Genomic DNA, 22,397 nt, shown 5'->3' with positions numbered 1-22,397 from the left:
TTTATCTGCCCCTAACATGCGTGCACGGGCGGAGAGGAAACCTCTTCGCCCGTGCCAGTAATTACCCGTTCAAAGGGCGATTATTTTTTGTCTTTCACTTCTTCAAACTCGGCATCGACAACGTCGTCATCTTTCGCGTTGTTTGCAGAAGCATCAGCGCCTGCTGCACCAGCCTGCTGCTGTGCGTGCTGCTGCTGAGCGATTTCCATCAGTTTCTGGGAAACCTGTGCCAGCGCCTGCATTTTCGCTTCGATATCCGCTTTGTCTTCGCCTTTCAGAGAAGTTTCCAGTGCGGTCAGTGCAGACTCGATGGCAGTTTTGTCGTCAGCCGGCAGTTTGTCGCCTGCTTCTTCAACCTGCTTACGAGTACTGTGCAGCAGATGGTCACCCTGGTTACGAGTCTGAACCAGCTCTTCAAACTTACGGTCAGATTCTGCGTTCGCTTCTGCTTCGCGAACCATTTTCTGAATTTCTTCTTCGTTCAGACCAGAAGAAGCCTTGATGGTGATCTTCTGCTCTTTACCGCTGTTTTTGTCTTTCGCGGAAACGTGCAGGATACCGTCGGCATCGATGTCAAAAGTAACTTCGATCTGCGGCATACCGCGCGGAGCCGGGCTGATACCATCCAGGTTAAACTGACCCAGATCTTTGTTATCAGCGGCACGTTTACGTTCACCCTGCAGCACGTGGATGGTTACCGCAGACTGGTTGTCTTCAGCGGTAGAGAACACCTGGCTGTGCTTGGTCGGGATAGTGGTGTTTTTCGCGATCAGTGGAGTCATCACGCCACCCATGGTTTCGATACCCAGAGACAGCGGGGTAACGTCCAGCAGCAGCACGTCTTTCACATCACCGGTCAATACACCACCCTGAACGGCAGCACCGATTGCCACTGCTTCGTCCGGGTTAACGTCTTTACGCGGCTCTTTACCGAAGAACTCAGCAACTTTCTTCTGTACCATCGGCATACGAGTCTGACCACCGACCAAGATAACGTCCTGAACGTCGGAAACAGACAGACCAGCATCCTGCAGAGCAACTTTCAGCGGCTCGATAGAACGGTTAACCAGGTCTTCAACCAGGCTTTCCAGTTTCGCACGGGTCACTTTGATGTTCATGTGTTTCGGACCAGTCGCGTCTGCAGTAATGTACGGCAGGTTCACGTCGGTCTGCTGAGCGGAAGACAGTTCGATCTTCGCTTTCTCAGCGGCTTCTTTAAGACGCTGCATCGCCAGCGGGTCATTACGCAGATCGATACCCTGATCTTTCTTAAATTCGTCAACCAGGTAGTTGATCATACGGCTGTCGAAGTCTTCACCACCCAGGTGGGTATCACCGTTGGTTGCCAGAACTTCGAAGGTTTTTTCGCCGTCAACTTCGTCGATTTCGATAATAGAGATATCGAAAGTACCACCACCGAGGTCATAAACCGCGATAGTACGGTTGCCGACTTCTTTATCCAGACCGTAAGCCAGTGCCGCTGCGGTCGGTTCGTTGATGATACGTTTTACTTCCAGACCTGCGATACGGCCAGCATCTTTGGTTGCCTGACGCTGAGCATCGTTGAAGTATGCAGGTACGGTGATAACCGCTTCAGTTACCGGTTCGCCCAGGTAATCTTCAGCCGTTTTCTTCATTTTTTTCAGCACTTCAGCAGAAATCTGCGGCGGTGCCATTTTCTGACCTTTTACGTCAATCCATGCATCACCGTTGTCAGCACCGATGATTTTGTACGGCATGATGGCTTCATCACGCTGTACTTCTTCGTCCTGGAAGCGGCGGCCAATCAGGCGTTTAATCGCAAACAGGGTGTTTTGCGGGTTTGTCACTGCCTGACGTTTAGCCGGCTGACCAACCAGAGTTTCACCATCCTGGGTATAAGCAATGATAGAAGGCGTGGTGCGATCGCCCTCGGCGTTCTCCAGCACACGTGCAGTAGTGCCATCCATAATCGCTACACAAGAGTTGGTAGTACCCAGGTCGATACCAATAATTTTACCCATCTAAACGTCTCCACTAAAAATTCGGTCATCATGTGGTTGTGAATCTGTAATAAGGGCGAAACGTGCGGTTTCAACTACCCTGAATCGTTTTTTTTCAGACTCACCACTGCGGTTGTCTACAAGATGGGGTCGTAACCCACGTCATCAAGGGGGGCATGAAAATTTTTTTTAGCACAGTGGCGATAAAATTAAGGTAAAAAGGCAGAAAGGCAAAAAAACGAATAGTTTCCAATCAAAATCAATTCATAAAACAAATCAAAACCAGCACGGTCATTCATGTGAAAATTGTAATAAAAAGAAAAGATTACGACCATGAAACGGTTTCCCGTCGGCGGTAAGATGGTCTGATGTCACACACTTTTACAGCCGTCAAAGAGAAATTCCATGAAATCCGTGTTAACCCTTTCCACCAGCCTGCTTATGGGCCTGCTGCTGAGCAGCGCCGCGCACGCTAACGATCATAAAGTTCTGGGTATGATTGCGATGCCCCGCAACGCAACCAACGATCTCACGCTGAGAATTCCCGTTTGCCGGGTAGTGAAGCGCATTCAGCTCACCGCCGATCGCGGCGATATTAAACTTAACGGCGCATCCGTCTACTTCAAAGCAGTACGCACTTCCAGCCAAAGCCTGAACGTCCCGTCATCCATTAAAGAGGGACAAACGACCAACTGGATCACTATTAATAGCGACAACGACAATAAACGCTGCGTGTCTAAAATCACCTTCTCAGGCCAGTCAGTAAACTCCTCTGACATGGCAACGCTGAAAGTTATTGGCGACGATTAATTCCGCACATTTTGATTCAGAAGCCATAGAAAACATGCGGGGCAGACACGCGGTTGATGTGAAAGCCTTTGATCTGGAATAACCACTGCCGCGCCCATCTGGCGATGGGTATTTCTCACCAGATCGTCCACCAAATCCCTCAGATCCCGGCGGTACTTCAAATCGTCTGTCTTAGCAAAATGATCAACCACGCGTAAGCGTGATGCCCATCACAGGGAAAATAATTCATTTTCCCTTCGTTAGATCATAGACAGTGCCCTCTCCCCTGATTATCATGCCGCGCCCCGAAGACAGTGATCGTTATTTGGGGAAACTATTTCACCATTCAATCAATGATGATTTTGAGGAATTATGGGCAACACTAAGTTGGCTAATCCGGCACCGCTGGGCCTGATGGGCTTTGGCATGACCACCATTCTGCTTAACCTGCACAACGCGGGTTTCTTCGCCTTTGACGTTATTATTCTGGCGATGGGCATTTTCTACGGCGGTATCGCGCAAATATTTGCCGGTCTGCTGGAATATAAAAAAGGCAACACCTTCGGTTTAACCGCCTTTACCTCCTACGGTTCGTTCTGGCTGACGCTGGTTGCAATCCTGATCATGCCGAAAATGGGCCTGGCGGATGCAACCAATGGTCAGTTCCTGGGCGTATACCTGGGTCTGTGGGGCGTGTTTACACTGTTCATGTTCTTCGGCACGCTGAAAGCTAACCGCGCGTTGCAGTTTGTCTTCCTGAGCCTGACAGTGCTGTTCGCACTGCTGGCGGTCGGCAACATTGCAGGTAACGAAGCGATCATTCACGTTGCTGGCTGGATTGGCTTAGTGTGTGGCGCAAGCGCCATTTACCTGGCGATGGGTGAAGTGCTGAACGAACAGTTTGGCCGTACCATCCTGCCGATCGGTGAAGCGCACTAATCTGACGCTATCCCCCCAAACGGGGGGATATTCCTTACAAGCGCTGTAACTCTCCCTGCACGCTCGTATCGCGATGATAAATATCCTGTCGCAGCCAAATCCCCAGACCTAATCCCACCAGCGATAACGCCAGCACATACCAGGCCGGAGCCATTGGCGACACGCTCATTAACATCGTCACGGCGATTGGCGTCAGACCACCAAAAATGGCGTACGACACGTTGTAAGAAAAGGAGATTCCGGTAAAGCGGACCTCCGCCGGAAACGCCCGCACCATCACATAAGGCACAGCCCCCACCACGCCAACGCACAACCCTACCAGCCCGTATAACAAGAACAAGTGCTGAGGATGGCTACCGGTCAGATGATAGAAAAACCAGCTTGAACAGGCCAGCAGCAGGCTGCCGACAATAAAGGTTTTGCTGGCGCCGACCCGATCGACAATAAACCCTGCCAGCAGACAGCCGACGCACAGCATAATGGTCGCGACACTGTTGGCTTGTAACGTCAACGCCGGTGCAAAACCATACTGCTTCTGCAACCAGACTGGCGACATCAGGATCACCACCACAATCCCGGCCGATAACAGCCAGGTCAGCAGCATGGAAATGACCACCGCTTTTTTATGTTTGCTCACCACCGACTTCACCGGTAGCTCTTGCGCCAGCGCTTTACGCTGCTGCATTTTGAGGAAGATGGGCGTTTCCTGCAACCAGCGACGCAGGTACATCGCCACCAGCCCAAACACGCCACCCAGCAGGAACGGGATACGCCAGCCGTAGTCATGCACCGCCTGCTGCGTCAGGCTGGTATTCACCAGCGTCGCAACCACCGATCCCAGCAGAATCCCCACCGTCAGCCCGGCGGTCAGCGTGCCACAGGCAATGCCGATGCGGTGCTCCGGTACGTGCTCTGCCACGAACACCCACGCGCCGGGCACTTCTCCGCCGATGGCAGCGCCTTGCAAAATACGCATCAGCAGTAACAGCAGCGGCGCGAGGATCCCCATTGAGGCGTAGGTAGGCAAAAGACCAATCGCCAGCGTCGGTATCGCCATCAGCAAAATGCTCAGGGTGAACATTTTCTTACGCCCGACCAGATCGCCAAAGTGCGCCATGATGATGCCACCCAGCGGACGCGCCAGATATCCGGCGGCAAAAATGCCGAAGGTTTGCACCTGACGTAGCCATTCAGGAATGTCTGCCGGGAAGAAGAGTTCGCCAACAACAGCGGCAAAGAAGACGAAGATAATGAAATCATAAAACTCAAGCGCACCGCCGAGGGCAGCAAGCGTAAGAGTTTTATAATCCTGGCGATTCAGCGGTCGAGTGTGTTGTGACATAGCAAACCATGAGTCAGTGGAGTTATTGAATCTGTCTGTCGATATATGTAAAGCAAAAATTACTATATCGTAAACAATTCAATACTCCACTGTCATTGGCACTTATGTCACGATCGGGCTACTTTCAGGCGTTTGTATCGCGGATTGCGCTTTTAGGACGAAAAGATGCTACAACAGCCGGTGCGGTTTCCACATACGGCCCATCCAGCAACTGTATACAATACGGTACACTTGCAAAAATACCCGGCACGATAACCTTACCGTCGGCATCTTTCACGCCTTCCAGCGTTTCTTTGATCGATTTCGGCTGCCCTGGCAGATTCAGAATCAACGCCTGTTTGCGAATCACACCAACCTGGCGGGAGAGAATAGCCGTTGGCACAAAGTGCAGGCTTATCTGGCGCATCTGCTCGCCAAAGCCCGGCATCTGGCGGTCGGCTACGGCCAGCGTGGCATCAGGCGTTACATCGCGGCGGGCCGGACCCGTTCCGCCGGTAGTCAGCACCAGATGACAGCTCATTTCATCCACCAGCTCACATAAGGTCTGTTCGATGATCGCCTGTTCATCCGGGATCAGTCGCGTTTGCAGCTCAAAAGGGGTGGTAAGGGCAGATGCCAGCCACTCTTCAAGGGCCGGGATACCTTTATCCTGGTAAACGCCGCTGGAAGCACGGTCAGAAATGGAAACCAGGCCAATGCGTAAAGTATTCATGATTATTCCGTTTAAACAGTCTCGTTAAACAGAATGATACACTGCGAAGGGAAGGACAGACAGGTTTCAGAAGAGGTAGCGTGACCCATATCAGGGCCACGCATTAATGATTACAGCAGATCGCCGATCATTTTTTCCAGTTTACCCTGGTCTACAGCAAACTTACGGATACCGTCCGCCAGTTTGTCTACAGCCATCGGATCCTGGTTGTGCTGCCACAGGAACTCAGCTTCGGTGATGCGTGCAGGACGCGCTTTCACTTCACCAGAGAAGGACAGTTTACGTTCGATAGTGCCTTCGCTTTCCGCCAGTTCTTTCAGCAGTGCCGGAGCAATAGTCAGACGATCGCAGCCTGCCAGCTCAATGATTTCGCCGACGTTACGGAAGCTCGCACCCATCACCACGGTTTCGTAACCGTGCTGTTTGTAGTACTCATAGATTTCCGTTACGGAAACCACACCCGGATCTTCTGCCGGTGCATACTCTTTCTTGTCAGTGTTGGCTTTGTACCAGTCCAGAATACGACCAACAAACGGAGAAATCAGATATACGCCAGCTTCTGCACATGCGCGCGCCTGCGCGAAGGAGAACAGCAGAGTCAGGTTACAGTTGATACCTTCTTTTTCCAGCTGCTCAGCGGCACGGATGCCCTGCCAGGTTGAAGCCAGTTTGATCAGAATGCGATCGTTGCTGATGCCAGCATCGTTGTACATTTTGATCAGACGTTTTGCTTTCGCGATGGACGCGTCGGTGTCGTAGGACAGACGAGCGTCAACTTCAGTAGAGATACGACCCGGGACCAGTTTCAGGATCTCCAGACCGATATTTACTGCCAGTTTATCGGTCGCGTCGACGATCTGCTGTGCGCGGTCGTTGCTCTGCTGCTTAGCCCAGGCTACAGCGTCATCAATCAGCTTGCGGTATTCTGGGATCTGCGCTGCGTTAAGAATGAGAGAAGGGTTAGTTGTGGCATCCTGAGGCTGATACAGCTTCATTGCCGCGATGTCTCCGGTGTCGGCCACTACTGTGGTGAACTGACGAAGGGAGGTCAATTTGTCCGTCATGATAGCGATTCTCTTTAAACAGCTTGTTAGGGGGATGTAACCGATCTTCCCTGATGATAGCACGACGCACTCTCAGCGCAACCGCCTGGATTGTCCGACCCGCCGCTCAGCCCTGATTACGCATCTCACAGCTCGTGATGCGCAATTAAGGATATACCCATTGTTATGGTAAACTCCCGCAATCAATCACCTTATAAGGTATATACTGGTCGATAATTGGTAGCGCTTACACGGGATTATTCGCGCTTACCGGCATCAACAAGAGGGATGTTAATGCCTGATTTTTTCTCATTTATTAATGAAATACTCTGGGGATCGGTGATGATCTACCTCCTGCTTGGCGCAGGATGTTGGTTCACCTGGCGTACAGGGTTCGTGCAGTTCCGCTATATTCGCCAGTTTGGCAAAAGTCTTAAAAACAGCATCAGCCCGCAGCCGGGCGGTTTAACTTCTTTTCAGGCTCTGTGCACCAGTCTTGCCGCGCGCGTCGGTAGCGGAAATCTGGCGGGTGTGGCGTTGGCGATCGCCGCCGGCGGCGCGGGAGCCATTTTCTGGATGTGGGTCTCGGCGGTCATTGGTATGGCAACCTCATTCGCCGAATGTTCCCTTGCCCAGCTGTATAAAGAGCGCGACAGCAAGGGACAGTTTCGCGGCGGTCCTGCATGGTATATGGCCCGTGGATTGGGCATGCGCTGGATGGGCGTGCTGTTTGCCATCTTTTTACTCATTGCCTATGGCCTGATTTTTAACAGCGTGCAGGCAAACTCAGTCTCTCGTGCGTTGACCTTTGCTTTTGACATCCCTCCCCTCTTCTCCGGTATCGCACTGGCAATAGTGTCATTACTGGTCATCGTCGGCGGCATTAAAGGCGTTGCCCGCCTGATGCAATGGTTTGTTCCGATGATGGCGCTGCTGTGGATCGGTTGTAGCCTCGTCATCTGCCTTTGGCATTTCGGACAGCTCCCCGGCATTATCATGACCATCATAAAAAGCGCCTTTGGCTGGCAGGAAGCCGCGGCCGGTGCAGCCGGGTATACGCTAAGCCAGGCCATTGCCAGCGGTTTTCAGCGCGGTATGTTCTCTAATGAAGCCGGAATGGGCTCAACTCCGAACGCGGCTGCCTCGGCAGCATCCTGGCCGCCACACCCTGCAGCACAAGGCATTGTGCAAATGATTGGTGTATTGGGCGATACGCTAATTCTTTGTACGGCCAGCGCAATGATCATTTTACTGGCGGGTAATGGCACCACTTATGTGCCAATGGAAGGCATCCAGTTGCTGCAACGAGCCATGGTCTCGCTGACGGGTGAATGGGGGGCCGGATTCGTTGCCTTAATAGTGATTCTGTTTGCCTTTAGCTCTATCGTCGCCAACTACATTTATGCGGAAAACAACCTCATTTTCCTGAAACTGGACAACATCCGGGTTATCTGGTTATTACGTATTGCCACCGTTTGCACCGTCATTGGCGGTACGTTAATCAGTTTTCCGCTGGTCTGGCAACTTGCCGACATCATCATGGCCTGTATGGCCATTACTAACCTGACGGCGATTCTTCTGCTTTCTCCGGTTGTCCATACCATCGCCAGCGACTATCTGCGCCAGCGAAAACTCGGGGTGCGCCCGGAATTCGATCCGCGCCGTTATCCTGATATCAGACAACAGCTTGCGCCCGATAGCTGGGATGAAACGCCGCGCGAATAGCGCGGCAATCGCAACCATCGATCAATTCAGTCGTTTTTTTTGCTAAAGTCGCAGTAAATTTCCTGCAAGGACTGGATATGCTGATTCTGATTTCACCTGCAAAAACGCTCGACTACCAAAGCCCGCTGGCAACGACACGTCATACGCTGCCCGAGTTGCTGGATCACTCTCAGCAGCTTATTCACGTGGCACGCCAGCTCTCTGCACCGCAGATTGGCAAGCTGATGGGGATTAGCGACAAGCTGGCGGATCTGAACGCCACCCGTTTCCATGACTGGCAGCCTGACTTCACGCCGGACAATGCACGTCAGGCCATTCTGGCGTTTAAAGGCGACGTCTATACAGGGTTGCAGGCTGAAACCTTCAGCGAGGCGGATTTCGACTTCGCTCAACAGCATTTACGGATGCTGTCCGGGTTGTACGGCGTTTTGCGTCCGCTGGATTTGATGCAGCCATACCGTCTGGAGATGGGCATTCGTCTGGCCAATGCGAAGGGTAAAGATCTCTACCAGTTCTGGGGAGATACCATCACCGATAAACTTAACGAAGCGCTGGAAGCGCAAGGCGACAGCGTGGTGATCAACCTCGCCTCGGATGAGTATTTTAAATCCGTGAAGCCGAAAAAACTCAACGCTGAGCTTATCAAACCGGTCTTCCTCGACGAGAAGAACGGCAAGTTTAAAGTCATCAGCTTCTATGCCAAAAAAGCGCGCGGCCTGATGAGTCGCTACATTATTGAGAACCGCTTAACGCAACCGGAACAGCTGACCGCATTTAACAGCGAAGGCTACTTCTTTGATGAAGAAGCATCAGGAAACGGCGAACTGGTGTTTAAACGCCACGAGCAATAGTAAAAAGGCCGGATGACGGCTAACGCCTTATCCGGCCTACAGGTTTTGTCGGCCCGCTATGCAAAGCGCCAGCGGGCGCAACCGTTAACCGCGGGTCATCATCAGCTTGCGCAGTTCAGCAAAATCAGCTGGCAGGTGATGAGAAAGCAGCGGCAGGTCCGCGCGTTCCGCCAGTTCTTTTGGCAACGCCAGCGTCAGGTCAAGAATCTCTTCAACGCTTTCTTTAAACTTCGCCGGATGCGCAGTACCAAGGAACAGGCCGTACTCGCCAGGATTCAGTTGGTCACGCAGCGCTCGGTAAGCCACCGCCGCATGCGGTTCTGAGGTGTAGCCTATCTCATGTAACTCACGCATCGTGTCCTGAGTTGTTGCATCGTCAACAGCGGCATAACCCAGCTCATTCAGACGCCAGATTTTACGGCGGAACAGTTCTTCCACGCGCGGCCAGTTGTTCGGCTGGCTGACATCCATCGCATTCGACAACGTTGCCTGGGTCGCTTTCGGCGCCCACTCACCTTCTGCAAGGAAACGCGGAACCGTATCGTTAACGTTCGTCGCCGCGATAAAACGCTTCACCGGCAAGCCCAGTGATTTCGCCAGCAGCCCGGCGGTCAGATCGCCAAAGTTACCGCTGGGAACGGAAATCACCAGTTGATTACGCGCCTCTTGCGGCAGTTGGGCCACAGCCTCAAAGTAGTAACAGATTTGCGCCAACAGGCGGCTGATGTTAATTGAGTTCGCCGAGTTCAGTCCCAGAGCCACCTTCAGCTCTTCGTCATCAAACGCCTGTTTCACCAGCGCCTGGCAGGCATCAAAATCGCCATCAATCGCCACAGTTTCAATATTACCGCCCAGCGTACAGAACAGTTTTTCCTGTAATGGGCTGATCTTGCCGTTCGGGTAGAGGATCACCACGCGCACATTTTTCAGTCCATAAAAGGCATGCGCAACCGCCGCCCCGGTGTCTCCGGAAGTCGCCGTCAGAATCGTTACCGGTTTGTCGCCACTGATGTGCGTCAGCATCTGCGCCATAAAGCGCCCGCCAAAGTCTTTAAATGCAAGCGTAGGGCCGTGGAACAGTTCCAGACAGCCGACATCCGCGGCAACCTGGGCAACCGGAGCCGGAAAGGCAAATGCCGCACGCACGCGCTCTTCCAGAATTTCCTGAGGGATCTCATCACCAATAAATGCGGACAGGATCTTCGCGCTGCGGCTAACGAAGTCCTGGTTCAGCATCTCATCCACTTCTGTCAGATTGAATTCCGGTAGATCGTGCGGAAAAAACAATCCCTGATTCTTGCCCAGTCCTTGCGTAACAGCCTGTGCAAAGCTGACCTGTTCGTTGTGATCTTTCAGATTATACAGTTTCATTGATTATCCCAGTACCCGTGCGCCCGCCGTGTCCAGCCGGCAAATATGAACAAAGCCTTCCTGATTTTGTAGGTAATTTTTACCCAGCCAATCTGCTACGCGCTGTGCCGTATCCGGCTTATCGCACAAAGCGAACAGCGTCGGCCCTGACCCGGATATACCGCTGGCCAGCGCGCCAATTTCTGCGACCGCCTGACGCGCCTGGCTAAAGCCTGGCAGCAAGCGGGTACGATACGGCTCAGCAATGACATCTTTCATCAGCTTCGCGGCCAGAAGAGGCTGACGGGAATAGCAGGCATGGATGAATCCAGCCAGATGCCGCCCGTGAGCGATACAGTCCTGACGGCGATACTGCGCTGGGAGAATCGCCCGCGCTTCAGCCGTCGACACTTTAATCCCTGGATACGCCAGTACCCACAGCCACTCATCAAAGCCTGGCACCTGCTGGCTAATAATGCCGTTTTCTTCAATCATTAACTGCATACCGCCCAAAAAGCACGGAGCGACGTTATCGTAATGAATGCTGCCGGAGATACGCCCTTCAAGTTCGCCCATTATCGCTAACAGGCGCGTATCGTTGAGCGGCTTACCGCAATGTTCGTTCATAGCGACTAACGCCGCCACGACGGAACAGGCGCTGGAGCCTAACCCGGAGCCAATCGGCATATTTTTTTCCAGCGTCATCGCCACCGGAACGGTTTTACCCAGCTCCTGGCAGAATCGCTCCCAACACTGGTAGACAATATTTTCACGTGGCTCGGACGGCAGTTTGTTGGCAAAGCGCCCAAGGTTGTTCAGGCTGAACTGGTCAGCCGCCTCAACGGACACCACATCACCCAACAGCGAACCATCCACCGGAGTTACCGCCGCACCGAGTACATCAAACCCGACGCTCATATTGGCACTGGAAGCCGGGGCATAAACTCTCACCATGTCAGACTCCTAACTTCCATGAAAGGGTGCGTAGCAGGTCGGCAAAGACGCCCGCCGCCGTCACATCGTTACCCGCGCCATATCCGCGCAGAACCAACGGTAACGGCTGATAATAGTGGCTATAGAACGCCAGCGCGTTTTCACCGTTTTTCACTTTAAACAGCGGATCGTTGCCGTCTACTGCATCAATTTTCACGCGACAAACACCGTCCTCTTCGATATTGCCAACATAGCGCAATACTTTTCCCTCATCACGGGCTTTCGCCACGCGCGCGGCAAAGACGTCATCCAGTTGCGACAATTTCGCCATAAACGCGGAAACATCACCGGAGTCATCAAACTCTTTTGGCAGGACCGGCTCAATGACAATGTCAGAAAGCTCCAGCTCACGACCAGTTTCACGGGCCAGGATCAGCAGCTTACGCGCCACGTCCGTACCGGAAAGATCGTCACGCGGATCGGGTTCGGTATAGCCCATCTCACGCGCCAGGGTGGTGGCCTGCGAGAAGCTCATGCCTTCATCCAGCTTGCCAAAAATAAACGACAGTGAGCCAGAAAGGATGCCTGAAAAACGTTGCAGTTCATCACCTGCGCTGAGCAGATTTTGCAGGTTTTCAATAACCGGCAAGCCCGCGCCCACGTTGGTGTCGTACAGGAATTTACGACGAGACTTCGCGGCGGCAAAACGCAGCTGATGATAGTAATCCATCGACGACGTGTTGGCCTTTTTGTTCGGCGTAACCACGTGGAAGCCTTCACGCAAGAAGTCGGCATATTGATCCGCTACCGCCTGGCTTGACGTACAGTCGACAATCACCGGATTGAGCAGATGGTATTCTTTCACCAGACGAATTAAGCGCCCAAGGTTGAAAGGCTCTTTCGCGCTCTCCAGCTCCGACTGCCAGTTTTCCAGATTCAGACCGTGGACGTTGGTCAGCAGGGCCTTCGAGTTCGCCACGCCGCACACGCGCAGATCGATATGCTTCTTTTTGAGCCAGGTTTGCTGACGTTTAAGCTGCTCCAGCAGCGCACCGCCCACGCCGCCTACGCCAATCACAAACACTTCAATCACCTGGTAGGTGTTGAACAGCATCTGATGGGTCACGCGTACGCCGGTGGTCGCGTCATCGTTATTCACCACCACCGAAATAGAACGCTCAGACGAGCCCTGGGCGATCGCTACAATATTGATGTTCGCACGAGCCAGCGCGGCAAAGAACTTCGCCGAGATGCCGCGCAGGGTGCGCATACCATCGCCAACAACAGAGATGATGGCCAGACGCTCAGTCACCGCCAACGGCTCCAGCAGGCCTTCTTTCAGCTCGAGGTAGAATTCATCCTGCATGGCGCGTTGTGCACGCGTGCAGTCGCCCTGCGGGACGCAGAAGCTGATGCTGTATTCAGAAGAGGATTGGGTGATCAGCACTACCGAGATGCCCGCACGCGACATCGCGGCAAAAACGCGCGCCGCCATGCCCACCATGCCTTTCATTCCAGGGCCGGAAACGCTAAACATCGCCATGTTATTGAGGTTAGAAATACCTTTTACCGGCAAATCATCGTCATCACTGCTGGCACCGATCAGCGTACCGGGCGCTTGCGGATTGCCGGTATTTTTAATCAGGCACGGGATCTGGAACTGGGCAATAGGGGTAATGGTGCGCGGGTGCAGCACTTTAGCGCCGAAGTAAGAAAGCTCCATCGCTTCCTGATAAGACATCGACTTTAGCAGTCGGGCGTCGGGTACCTGACGCGGATCGCAAGTATATACACCGTCGACATCGGTCCAGATTTCACAACAATCGGCACGCAAACAGGCGGCCAGTACGGCGGCAGAGTAGTCAGAGCCATTACGCCCCAACACCACTAACTCACCTTTTTCATTTCCAGCGGTAAACCCTGCCATCAGAATCATGTGGTCCGCAGGAATACGGCTGGCGGCGATGCGGCGCGTAGATTCGGCGATATCAACGGTAGATTCGAGGTAATGGCCGACAGCCAGCAATTTCTCCACCGGGTCGATGACCGTTACGTTATGCCCGCGTGCTTCCAGCAGGCCGGCCATGATAGCAATCGACATTTTTTCACCACGGCAGATAAGCGCGGCATTGATGCTGTCCGGGCACTGTCCCAGCAGGCTGATGCCGTGCAGGACGTGCTTAATCTGAGCAAATTCTTGTTCAACAAAGGCTTTGAGCTGCGCCAGCGGAAAACCTGGTTGCTCGGCGGCAAGACCCACCAGCAGCTCGGAGAAAATGCGTTCGGCGTCGCTGATATTAGCTAAAGCATCCTGACCACCGATGGTCTTCTCAATCATTGCCACCAGATGGTTGGTAATTTTTGCGGGGGCAGAGAGAACGGTCGCGACCTGCCCCTGTCTGGCATTGCTTTCCAGAATATCGGCAACCCGCAGAAAGCGCTCTGCATTTGCCACTGATGTACCGCCGAACTTCAACACTCGCATGGTTTACCTCATTGCCTTTGGTCGAAAAAAAAGCCCGCACTGTTTAGGTGCGGGCTTTTTCTTGTGTTTCCTGTACGCGTCAGCCCGCACCGTTACCTGTGGTAATGGTGATGGTTGTGGTAATAGTGATGCTGATGCGTTTCATGATGTTGTGTGCTCTGTAATTATTATCTGTCTGTGCTGTATTCTTTTAGGGTTAAAGTATCTGCTGACCTAAGTCAATAAATTTTTAAATTGATCACATTCCGAAACTTGTTCATGAGCGACTGCTTGCCCTTTTACTTTCAACCAATACAGCATGTTGAGCCCACTTGAACCAAGAACAAAACACTGCACAACAAAAATTGTTCGACATTTTATTTTGTGATGTTTTTTTCAATATCATGTAAAAAACGGTGCAACATTGCCGTGTCTCGCTGCCCCAACAGACCCATTCGCTGTTGCAACCAGTCCGTCAGCTTGATGTCGTCAGAAACGTTCAGCGTGGCTAATAAACGCAAAACGCGTGCGCGCAATGCCTGCAGCTGAAGTTCATCCGTCACCTCAACGTTTTTGGCCGGTTGTTGTATTAAACCTGCTAATTGATAGCAATACACCATCACCGCCTGCCCCAAATTGAGTGAAGGATAGTCAGCGACCATCGGTACACCAGTGAGTACATCTGCCAGCGCTAATTCTTCATTGGTCAGCCCCGAATCTTCACGACCAAACACCAGCGCTGCATGTTCCATCCACGTGGATTTCTCCTGTAACAGGGGAACCAGTTCGACCGGGGTGGCGTAATAATGGAACTTCGCCCGGCTACGCGCGGTGGTCGCAACGGTAAAATCAACGTCGTGAAGCGCATCGGCTAACGTTGGAAAAACGTTAATATTATCAATAATGTCGCCAGATCCATGCGCGACCCATCGCGTGGCGGGTTCCAGGTGCGCCTCGCTGTCAACGATACGTAATTGAGTGAATCCCATGGTCTTCATCGCACGGGCAGCCGCACCAATATTTTCCGCTCTGGCAGGGGCAACCAGAATAATTGTTAAACGCATTTCGATACTCTTTTTGGTCAGTCTGCAAGTAATAATGTGACGCACGTCAACATATTACGCAGCGCGAATTTACATTTTTTTAACAGAAGTCACTGAAAAAGGATTTCGCATCCGGTAAAAAATGCTAAACTATTTCCAAACTGTACTATTGCTTTTTATGTTAACAAAAGTTGTATATCCCTCTGTTTATCCATGATAATTTATTTTAAAATGGATCGCATTGGTTGGATTCATTACATTTATTAATTAGCTCGTGCAACTAGTTGTAATATTGCAATTTTGTGATGAAAGCAAACATTTGGATACGTTGATTTCATCAAACTGTTAACGTGCTACAATTGAACTTGATATATGTCAACGAAGCGTAGTTTTATTGGGTGTCCGGCATGTCTTAGCCTGTTATGTTGCTGTTAAAATGGTTAGGATGACAGCCGTTTTTGACACTGTCGGGTCCAGAGGGAAACTACCCACGACCAAGCTAATGATGTTGTTGACGTTGATGGAAAGTGCATCAAGAACGCAATTACGTACTTTAGTCATGTTACGCCGATCATGTTAATTTACGGCATGCATCAGGCAGGTCAGGGACTTTTGTACTTCCTGTTTCGATTTAGTTGGCAATTTAGGTAGCAAACATGCAGACCCCGCACATTCTTATCGTTGAAGACGAGTTAGTAACACGCAACACGTTGAAAAGCATTTTCGAAGCAGAAGGCTATGATGTATTCGAAGCGACAGATGGCGCGGAAATGCATCAGATTCTCTCTGAATATGACATCAACCTTGTGATTATGGATATCAATCTGCCTGGGAAAAATGGCCTCCTGTTAGCGCGCGAACTTCGCGAACAAGCTAACGTTGCGCTGATGTTCCTGACGGGCCGTGATAACGAAGTCGATAAAATTCTCGGCCTCGAAATCGGCGCAGACGATTACATCACCAAGCCGTTTAACCCGCGCGAACTGACTATCCGTGCTCGTAACCTGCTGTCCCGTACCATGAACCTGGGTACTGTCAGCGAAGAACGCCGTAGCGTCGAAAGCTACAAGTTCAACGGCTGGGAGCTGGACATCAACAGCCGCTCTCTGATTGGTCCTGACGGCGAGCAGTATAAACTGCCACGCAGCGAATTCCGTGCAATGCTTCACTTCTGTGAGAATCCGGGCAAAATCCAGTCTCGCGCAGAACTGCTGAAAAAAATGACCGGTCGCGAACTGAAGCCGCATGACCGTACCGTTGACGTGACTATCCGCCGCATTCGTAAACATTTCGAATCTACGCCGGATACGCCAGAAATCATCGCCACCATTCACGGTGAAGGCTACCGTTTCTGCGGCGACCTGCAGGATTAATTCAATCCTCACAGGTAAAAAAACGGCGCGTTATGCGCCGTTTTTCATTTCCCCACCGCCCTATTTCCATAAGCGAAACTCGTCACTCTGCGCAGGCAGAGGCTCCGGAATTTCTGTCGGCTTTGGTTTTGGCTGTGCCAGCGAGTGCCAGTCAAGATGACGCGTCAGGAACATCACGCCACACAACGCGACCAACAGCACGCCGGTTCCCAGCAGTAAAGAGCTGTCCTGTGAACGTAGCAGCACCCACATCACCCCATCCAACCCCAGCAGCGCCACGGTGAATAAAATACTGTTCCGCCAACTCTGTAATATCGCCTGCAGATACACCCCGTTCATTAACGCGCCTACCAGGCTTGCCGTAATCCACGCCGCCGTAAACCCAATGTGCTCAGACAATGCCAGCAGCAGCAGATAAAACATCACCAGCGATAGCCCCACCAGCAGATACTGCATCGGGTGCAGACGCAGGCTGGTCATACTTTCAAGCACGAAGAAAGACATAAAGGTCAGTACAATCAGCAGGATGGCATACTTGGTAGCCCTGTCCGTTAACTGATACTGATCCGCTGGCGTGGCGACGGCAACGCTAAATGCAGGCATTCCCTTCCAGCCAATCTTTTCGCCATCAAAGCGTTCGCCGAGGTTATTCGCGAACCAGCTGCTTTGCCACTGGGCCTTAAATCCTGACTCGCTGATTTCGCGCTTCGCCGGGAGGAAATCCCCCAGAAAATTGGGATGCGGCCAATTGCTGGTTAAAGTCATTTCACTGTTACGGCCAACCGGAACAACGGAGAAATCTCCGGTTCCGCTCAAATTCAACGACAGCACCATGCTCAGGTTTTGCTCTGCCCAGCTCGCGTCAGGTAGCGGAATGTGGATCCCTTGAGCTCCTCCATCCAGCCCCGTCCCTGGCTCAACGGCCAGCGATTCCCCATTGACCTGCAGCGCTTGCACCACACCGATCCCGCGCGCATCCCCCACGCCAACCACGATAAACGGTTTGCCGACGCTGACGTTGGGATGGTTTAAATCACGCAAGCGTTCAGCGTTAAACTCGGCCTTCACCGAGAGGTCATTGTGCCAAACCTGGCCTTCGTAAATACCGATTTTACGCGCTTCAACGTTCTGATTCCCCTCAACCACCAGCGACTCCGGCAGCCAGAAATGGATATAGCTGCGCTTACGCTGGATCTGTTTGTCGCCTTCCAGCTCGATATACAGTTCCGTCACCGGGACGGCAATCAGCGGCCCGACCATCTTTTGCGGCCCGCTGGTGCTCTGACGAATAGCATCTTCGACTTCATCACGATAATCCGATCGCTCAACGATTATCTGCCTGACCATCGTCAGTGGTATTAACAGCAATAATATGGCGCCGCCTAAGGTGACAATTTTCCAAAACAGGGGTGATTTAAACATAGCGTTCTCCTTTGCATTATCAGTAAGGTAGAACAGCTATGTGCGGAGAATTTGAAGTTATGTGAAGTGACGGTGAAGCGTAAACGAGGCCTGGGCGCCGCCCTCTGGTCGGTTAGATAATGTCACCGTACCTTCATGCAGTCGTGCAACTTCACTGACAAACGCCAGCCCCAAACCGCTGCTCTTGTGCCCATTCTCGCGGGGCAGCGAGTAGAAGCGCTCAAAAATACGCGGCAACGCAAAATCAGGGATCCCGCTACCGCTGTCGGTAACCTGCAATGTGACCAGCTCCTCCTGCTGATGCGCGCTCAACGTAATCGTCCCGCCCTGTGGCGTGAAGTCGATAGCGTTGTCGAGCAAGTTCCCCAATGCCTGCTCCAGTAACGCGGGATCGGCAGCGACGCTAAGCGATGAAGGCAGAATGGTCAGCGTAATGTTTTTTGCCGCCAGTTGCACGCTACGCGCCTCTTTGAGCTGAGCAAAAAGCGTATCTACCTCCACCGCCGTCAACGTAATGTCCTGTCGATTCTCCAGTCGCGCCTGGCGCAGCAAAGTTTCGACCAGCGCCTGCATACGCGCATTTTGCGTCAGAATATTATCGGTAAAACGCGCTACCACGTTTGGCGGCGGGCCTTCGCGCAATATCTCTGCCGCGCCACGAATAGCCGCCAGCGGACTTTTCAGCTCATGCGTTAACGCGTAGACATACTGCTCAATGTAGTTCTTGCCTTCGAGCTTCAGGCGCATACTTTCCAGCGCCTGCGCCAGTTTGCGTAACTCGCTGCTGCCTAAATCAGGCAGTGGGACGGGGCGATTCTCGGTAACGGAGTCGGCATAACGCGCCAGCCGGGCAATGGATCGGTTTATCCACCATACCATCCCGAAGCCAATCACCAGGGCAATGCCCAGCAATACGGCGCTGGCCCACAGCATTCGCCGTTCACTGCGTTTAATCACCGGTGCCATCGCCGCATTTGGTTTGCCGACACTGAGCACGCCGATAATACGCCCACCGTCTACGATCGGCGCGGCAACGTACATCACCGAGCTTTCCGGATCGTTCGGGTTTTGCGGCGTGCTGCGGGCGCCATACTGCCCACGCAGCGTTAACCACACATCGTTCCAGCGGGAGTAGTCCTGACCGACGGCCTGGTTAGCTGAATCAAACAACACCTTGCCCTGCGCGTCCGTCATGTAGACATGGTATTCATTACGCACTTTGTTAATGCCGCTGATGTTGGCATTAAATGGGCGGTTATGCAGCTGCGCAAATGCCTGCGCCAGCTTGCCGTTAGCCGGTGAGTCAGAGAGCACGTCATCACGCGCCAGTGCAGCCAGCAGCGTGGCGGTATCAATTAGAGTACCTTCGGTCGCCCGACGAACGCCTGGCTTAATTTCCTGCACAAAGATCGACAGAACAAACCAGGCGGCGACCGCGACAATCAGAAAATAGCCGAGCAGCAAACGCATGCCAATGCGCATCAGCAATTCCTCAGGCTGTATCCCATACCGCGATGTGTATTGATGGGGGAAAGTTCCGGATTGATAGCCCGCAGCTTGGCGCGCAGCGTTTTGATGTGAGTATCAACCGTTCTGTCAAAGGTATCCTGCGCGTCTGCCCAGACTAAATCCATCAGTTGCTGGCGAGAGTAAATACGTCCCGGCGACATCAGCAATGTTTTCAGCAGCAGGAATTCATAACGCGTCAGGTTCAACGGCATGCTGAACCAGGTAATCTGCGCGGCCAGCTCATTAAGTTCAAAATCCCCACAGCGTGTCATCGATGAAGGCGTGGAGAATTTTTGCACCCGCCGCAGCAGCGTACGCACACGAGCGCACACCTCACGCGGCGAGAAAGGCTTGGCAACATAGTCATCTGCGCCAATTTCCAGCCCCAACAGGCGATCCACTTCATCGCTGCGCGCGGTCAGAAATAGGATCGGCAACGCCGGGTGGCGTTCCAGTAAACGTCGGCACAGTTCAAAACCGCTGATATCCGGTAGCCCGACATCCAGAATGATGGCATCAGGGCATTGCTGGCGAGATTTCTCCAGCACGGGAAATCCGCGCTCAAACGCCTCTACGCTAAACCCTTCCTGTTGCAGCATGTAGATAAGCGTATCAGCGATTCCCTGCTCATCCTCAACCAACCAGATCAACGGCTGTTGCATTGTGCTTCCTTGTTATTGCCGCCACGGCATGATGGGTACCGCACTGATGGCATTTTTGGGCGATCCATCGACAACTTTATCTGAATAGGCCAGATAGGCCAGCGCATTACGTTTCGCATCGTAAAAACGCACGACCTGTAAAGATTTAAACACCAGCGAGGTACGTTTCTTAAATACCACCTCGCCCTGAGCTTTACCGTTCTTGATTCTGTCGCTCAGTTCTACCGGCCCAACCTGCTGGCAAGAGATGGCGGCATCGGAGGTATCTTCCGCCAGCCCCAGTCCACCTTTGATGCCGCCGGTCTTCGCACGACTCACGTAGCAGGTCACATTGGTAACATCCGGATCGTCAAACGCTTCGACCACAATTTTATGATCCGGCCCAAACATTTTGAACACCGTATCGACAGATCCAATCTGCTCCGCATGGGCGACCTGCGCCAACATCAGCAGAATTGAGGAAATGACTAAGCTCTTATATTTCATATTGTTACCATTCTTAAAAGTTGTTCTGCGTAATTATTAAACATTCTAAGATAAAATGTATACAGATCACAGGATTACAATAATCACGCTTTCGTATGTCCGAAAAAAGCACTTATGAGCAAAAAAAACACTGAATGCTAAAACAGCAAAAAATGCTATTATCCTCATACCTGACGTCAGGTACTCGTTGTTGAAAGGATGAGGATATTTTATGGATCAGGCTGGCATTATTCGCGACCTATTAATCTGGCTGGAAGGTCATCTGGATCAGCCTTTGTCGCTTGACAATGTGGCGGCAAAAGCGGGCTATTCCAAGTGGCACCTGCAGAGAATGTTTAAGGACGTGACGGGCCATGCTATTGGCGCCTATATCCGCGCCCGTCGTTTATCGAAATCCGCAGTGGCGCTGCGCCTGACTGCGCGTCCAATTTTGGATATTGCGCTGCAATATCGCTTCGACTCTCAACAAACTTTTACTCGCGCATTCAAGAAACAATTTTCGCAGACACCAGCGCTGTATCGCCGTTCACCGGAATGGAGCGCATTCGGTATTCGCCCGCCAATGCGACTGGGTGAATTTACAATGCCTGCGCACGAGTTCGTTACGCTGGAAGATACGCAACTGCTCGGCACCACGCAAAGCTATTCCTGCTCGCTGGAACAGATTTCAGATTTCCGTCATGAAATGCGTATTCAGTTCTGGCGCGACTTCCTTGCTCAGGCTCCGGCGATCCCGCCAGTGCTGTACGGGCTTAACGAAACGCGTCCGAGCATTGAAAAAGACGACGAACAGGAAGTGTTTTACACCACAGCACTGACACCGGAACAGGCCAATGGCTATGTGCCGTCGGCGCAGCCTATCCTGTTACAGGGTGGCGAGTACGTGATGTTTACCTACGAAGGGCTGGGAACCGGTGTGCAAGAGTTTATCCTGACGGTTTACGGCACATGCATGCCAATGCTGAACCTGACGCGCCGTAAAGGACAGGATATCGAGCGATACTACCCGGCAGAAGATGCCAAAGCGGGAGATCGCCCGATCAACCTGCGCTGCGAATTCCTGATTCCGATTCGCCGCTAGCGCTGCAGTTCATCCAACGCAGGGGCGTCCAGATGTGAGATGTCCCCTGCCGTTTCAACGACCCATCCCGGCGCCAGCCATAAGCTTTCCTGGTAATCAACTCGAGAAATAGAACAGTTGCGCAGACGCAAGCGACGTTCAGCCCATGCCGGTAATCCCAGAATTGTGCTCACCAGGCAACCCAGCGCGATACCGTGGCTGACCAGCAGTGGACGACTTCCCGGCGGCAGCTCCAGACAGGATGCCAGCGCCGCATTGACGCGATCGCTCAGTTCCTGCATCGATTCCCCTTCCGGAATACGACCATCCACCGTGCCGTTCACCAACTGGCGACGCCAGCCCTCTTCCTCTGGCGTCAGCGTATCGATGTGACGTTTTTCCAGCACCCCCATATTCAACTCACGCAGACGAGAATCATAGGTGATATCACAGCCGCAGGCCTGGGCGATGATTTCTGCGGTGCGTCGTGTACGACCAAGATCGCTACTGATGACATGCGTAATACCAAACGAGCGGGCGCGTTCTCCCACCTGCATGGCTTGTTGTTCACCTTTAGCGGTTAGTGGGCTATCTGACTGGCCTTGAATACGTCGCTCGGCGTTCCACTGCGTTTCGCCATGGCGAACAAGGTATACCTGTAACATGCTTTTTTTCCGTTATATACTCGTCATACGTTGAGTAGACTCTGCGA

The 22,397-nt window shown here is 52.5% G+C and carries 21 protein-coding genes and 1 other annotated feature; of the genes, 6 read left to right on the top strand and 15 right to left on the bottom strand.

Annotated elements, in window-relative coordinates; all coding sequences use genetic code 11:
* Positions 1-80: 80 nt before the first annotated feature.
* Positions 81-2,003 carry a molecular chaperone DnaK gene (gene dnaK / locus OGX96_RS01805; RefSeq protein WP_003829739.1) on the bottom strand — a complete coding sequence of 641 codons (1,923 nt, stop codon included), beginning with the start codon at positions 2,001-2,003 and terminating at the stop codon, positions 81-83.
* Between the two features lie 384 nt (positions 2,004-2,387).
* Here dnaK and OGX96_RS01800 point away from each other — a divergent pair, with 384 nt between their 5' ends.
* Positions 2,388-2,792, top strand: coding sequence for a DUF2541 family protein (locus OGX96_RS01800; protein WP_057066993.1), 405 nt, complete (start codon positions 2,388-2,390; stop codon positions 2,790-2,792).
* A gap of 351 nt (positions 2,793-3,143) precedes the next feature.
* Positions 3,144-3,710 carry an acetate uptake transporter gene (satP, locus tag OGX96_RS01795; protein ID WP_003829744.1) on the top strand — a complete coding sequence of 189 codons (567 nt, stop codon included), beginning with the start codon at positions 3,144-3,146 and terminating at the stop codon, positions 3,708-3,710.
* Positions 3,711-3,744: 34 nt separating this feature from the next.
* Here satP and OGX96_RS01790 read toward each other — a convergent pair whose 3' ends face one another.
* From OGX96_RS01790 to tal, 3 genes are all read right to left on the bottom strand, one after another.
* Positions 3,745-5,052 (bottom strand): MFS transporter, encoded by a 1,308-nt coding sequence (locus tag OGX96_RS01790; protein WP_286582105.1) that lies wholly within the window; start codon positions 5,050-5,052, stop codon positions 3,745-3,747.
* Positions 5,053-5,176: 124 nt separating this feature from the next.
* Positions 5,177-5,764, bottom strand: a complete 588-nt coding sequence (gene mog / locus OGX96_RS01785) for a molybdopterin adenylyltransferase (protein ID WP_003018973.1) — start codon at positions 5,762-5,764, stop codon at positions 5,177-5,179.
* Positions 5,765-5,874: 110 nt separating this feature from the next.
* On the bottom strand, positions 5,875-6,828 hold the full coding sequence (gene tal / locus OGX96_RS01780; RefSeq protein ID WP_003829752.1) for a transaldolase: 954 nt from the start codon (positions 6,826-6,828) through the stop codon (positions 5,875-5,877).
* 273 nt (positions 6,829-7,101) lie between these two features.
* On the opposite strand from tal, the gene OGX96_RS01775 reads away from it, so the two are divergent.
* Positions 7,102-8,532 carry an alanine/glycine:cation symporter family protein gene (locus OGX96_RS01775; RefSeq protein WP_020996236.1) on the top strand — a complete coding sequence of 477 codons (1,431 nt, stop codon included), beginning with the start codon at positions 7,102-7,104 and terminating at the stop codon, positions 8,530-8,532.
* A gap of 77 nt (positions 8,533-8,609) precedes the next feature.
* Positions 8,610-9,383, top strand: a complete 774-nt coding sequence (gene yaaA / locus OGX96_RS01770) for a peroxide stress protein YaaA (RefSeq protein ID WP_032942329.1) — start codon at positions 8,610-8,612, stop codon at positions 9,381-9,383.
* Positions 9,384-9,467: 84 nt separating this feature from the next.
* Here yaaA and thrC read toward each other — a convergent pair whose 3' ends face one another.
* The 6 genes from thrC to yjjY all read right to left on the bottom strand — a co-directional run bounded on the left by thrC (position 9,468) and on the right by yjjY (position 15,734).
* Positions 9,468-10,754, bottom strand: coding sequence for a threonine synthase (gene thrC / locus OGX96_RS01765; protein WP_008786145.1), 1,287 nt, complete (start codon positions 10,752-10,754; stop codon positions 9,468-9,470).
* A gap of 3 nt (positions 10,755-10,757) precedes the next feature.
* A complete protein-coding gene (thrB, locus tag OGX96_RS01760; protein ID WP_008786144.1) occupies positions 10,758-11,687 on the bottom strand; it encodes a homoserine kinase in 930 nt (309 codons plus the stop codon).
* 1 nt (position 11,688) lies between these two features.
* A complete protein-coding gene (gene thrA / locus OGX96_RS01755; protein ID WP_286582103.1) occupies positions 11,689-14,151 on the bottom strand; it encodes a bifunctional aspartate kinase/homoserine dehydrogenase I in 2,463 nt (820 codons plus the stop codon).
* Positions 14,152-14,174: 23 nt separating this feature from the next.
* Positions 14,175-14,301, bottom strand: a sequence feature (Thr leader region).
* On the bottom strand, positions 14,231-14,296 hold the full coding sequence (gene thrL / locus OGX96_RS01750; protein ID WP_032337689.1) for a thr operon leader peptide: 66 nt from the start codon (positions 14,294-14,296) through the stop codon (positions 14,231-14,233). (Overlaps the previous feature by 66 nt.)
* 206 nt (positions 14,302-14,507) lie before the next feature.
* Entirely contained in the window at positions 14,508-15,194 is a 687-nt protein-coding gene (locus OGX96_RS01745) for a tRNA/rRNA methyltransferase (protein ID WP_003829762.1), read from the bottom strand.
* 399 nt (positions 15,195-15,593) lie between these two features.
* On the bottom strand, positions 15,594-15,734 hold the full coding sequence (gene yjjY / locus OGX96_RS01740; RefSeq protein ID WP_042998021.1) for a YjjY family protein: 141 nt from the start codon (positions 15,732-15,734) through the stop codon (positions 15,594-15,596).
* Positions 15,735-15,829: 95 nt separating this feature from the next.
* On the opposite strand from yjjY, the gene arcA reads away from it, so the two are divergent.
* Positions 15,830-16,546, top strand: coding sequence for a two-component system response regulator ArcA (gene arcA / locus OGX96_RS01735; protein ID WP_001194359.1), 717 nt, complete (start codon positions 15,830-15,832; stop codon positions 16,544-16,546).
* Positions 16,547-16,606: 60 nt separating this feature from the next.
* On the opposite strand, the gene creD is transcribed toward arcA, so the two are convergent.
* The 4 genes from creD to creA are packed head-to-tail and all read right to left on the bottom strand — an operon-like array spanning position 16,607 to position 20,625.
* The gene (creD, locus tag OGX96_RS01730; RefSeq protein WP_100271535.1) at positions 16,607-17,968 is read right to left on the bottom strand and encodes a cell envelope integrity protein CreD; all 1,362 of its coding nucleotides are present in this window, start codon (positions 17,966-17,968) and stop codon (positions 16,607-16,609) included.
* A gap of 57 nt (positions 17,969-18,025) precedes the next feature.
* A complete protein-coding gene (creC, locus tag OGX96_RS01725; protein ID WP_048214983.1) occupies positions 18,026-19,450 on the bottom strand; it encodes a two-component system sensor histidine kinase CreC in 1,425 nt (474 codons plus the stop codon).
* Entirely contained in the window at positions 19,450-20,139 is a 690-nt protein-coding gene (gene creB / locus OGX96_RS01720) for a two-component system response regulator CreB (protein ID WP_003829928.1), read from the bottom strand. The genes creC and creB overlap by 1 nt, the downstream gene beginning before the upstream one ends.
* 12 nt (positions 20,140-20,151) lie before the next feature.
* Positions 20,152-20,625, bottom strand: coding sequence for a protein CreA (gene creA, locus OGX96_RS01715; RefSeq protein WP_003018998.1), 474 nt, complete (start codon positions 20,623-20,625; stop codon positions 20,152-20,154).
* 211 nt (positions 20,626-20,836) lie between these two features.
* On the opposite strand from creA, the gene robA reads away from it, so the two are divergent.
* Complete coding sequence (robA, locus tag OGX96_RS01710) at positions 20,837-21,706, top strand: MDR efflux pump AcrAB transcriptional activator RobA (RefSeq protein WP_003829933.1); 870 nt, start codon at positions 20,837-20,839, stop codon at positions 21,704-21,706.
* Here the strand turns inward: robA and gpmB are convergent.
* Positions 21,703-22,350, bottom strand: a complete 648-nt coding sequence (gene gpmB, locus OGX96_RS01705) for a 2,3-diphosphoglycerate-dependent phosphoglycerate mutase GpmB (RefSeq protein ID WP_003019006.1) — start codon at positions 22,348-22,350, stop codon at positions 21,703-21,705. The two genes, robA and gpmB, sit on opposite strands and share 4 nt — an antisense overlap.
* Positions 22,351-22,397: the final 47 nt, after the last annotated feature.

Source organism: Citrobacter sp. Cpo100, assembly GCF_030332595.1.
Classification (GTDB): domain Bacteria; phylum Pseudomonadota; class Gammaproteobacteria; order Enterobacterales; family Enterobacteriaceae; genus Citrobacter; species Citrobacter portucalensis.
Note: the sequence above shows the minus strand (reverse complement) of the source record. Positions and strands in the feature narration are given on the sequence as shown.

Bases quoted from the DNA above. Each gene is read 5' to 3' on its own strand.
- dnaK (WP_003829739.1), bottom strand. From the start codon at position 2,003: ATGGGTAAAATTATTGGTATCGACCTGGGTACTACCAACTCTTGTGTA.
- OGX96_RS01800 (WP_057066993.1), top strand. From the start codon at position 2,388: ATGAAATCCGTGTTAACCCTTTCCACCAGCCTGCTTATGGGCCTGCTG.
- satP (WP_003829744.1), top strand. From the start codon at position 3,144: ATGGGCAACACTAAGTTGGCTAATCCGGCACCGCTGGGCCTGATGGGC.
- OGX96_RS01790 (WP_286582105.1), bottom strand. From the start codon at position 5,052: ATGTCACAACACACTCGACCGCTGAATCGCCAGGATTATAAAACTCTT.
- mog (WP_003018973.1), bottom strand. From the start codon at position 5,764: ATGAATACTTTACGCATTGGCCTGGTTTCCATTTCTGACCGTGCTTCC.
- tal (WP_003829752.1), bottom strand. From the start codon at position 6,828: ATGACGGACAAATTGACCTCCCTTCGTCAGTTCACCACAGTAGTGGCC.
- OGX96_RS01775 (WP_020996236.1), top strand. From the start codon at position 7,102: ATGCCTGATTTTTTCTCATTTATTAATGAAATACTCTGGGGATCGGTG.
- yaaA (WP_032942329.1), top strand. From the start codon at position 8,610: ATGCTGATTCTGATTTCACCTGCAAAAACGCTCGACTACCAAAGCCCG.
- thrC (WP_008786145.1), bottom strand. From the start codon at position 10,754: ATGAAACTGTATAATCTGAAAGATCACAACGAACAGGTCAGCTTTGCA.
- thrB (WP_008786144.1), bottom strand. From the start codon at position 11,687: ATGGTGAGAGTTTATGCCCCGGCTTCCAGTGCCAATATGAGCGTCGGG.
- thrA (WP_286582103.1), bottom strand. From the start codon at position 14,151: ATGCGAGTGTTGAAGTTCGGCGGTACATCAGTGGCAAATGCAGAGCGC.
- OGX96_RS01745 (WP_003829762.1), bottom strand. From the start codon at position 15,194: ATGCGTTTAACAATTATTCTGGTTGCCCCTGCCAGAGCGGAAAATATT.
- yjjY (WP_042998021.1), bottom strand. From the start codon at position 15,734: ATGACTAAAGTACGTAATTGCGTTCTTGATGCACTTTCCATCAACGTC.
- arcA (WP_001194359.1), top strand. From the start codon at position 15,830: ATGCAGACCCCGCACATTCTTATCGTTGAAGACGAGTTAGTAACACGC.
- creD (WP_100271535.1), bottom strand. From the start codon at position 17,968: ATGTTTAAATCACCCCTGTTTTGGAAAATTGTCACCTTAGGCGGCGCC.
- creC (WP_048214983.1), bottom strand. From the start codon at position 19,450: ATGCGCATTGGCATGCGTTTGCTGCTCGGCTATTTTCTGATTGTCGCG.
- creB (WP_003829928.1), bottom strand. From the start codon at position 20,139: ATGCAACAGCCGTTGATCTGGTTGGTTGAGGATGAGCAGGGAATCGCT.
- creA (WP_003018998.1), bottom strand. From the start codon at position 20,625: ATGAAATATAAGAGCTTAGTCATTTCCTCAATTCTGCTGATGTTGGCG.
- robA (WP_003829933.1), top strand. From the start codon at position 20,837: ATGGATCAGGCTGGCATTATTCGCGACCTATTAATCTGGCTGGAAGGT.
- gpmB (WP_003019006.1), bottom strand. From the start codon at position 22,350: ATGTTACAGGTATACCTTGTTCGCCATGGCGAAACGCAGTGGAACGCC.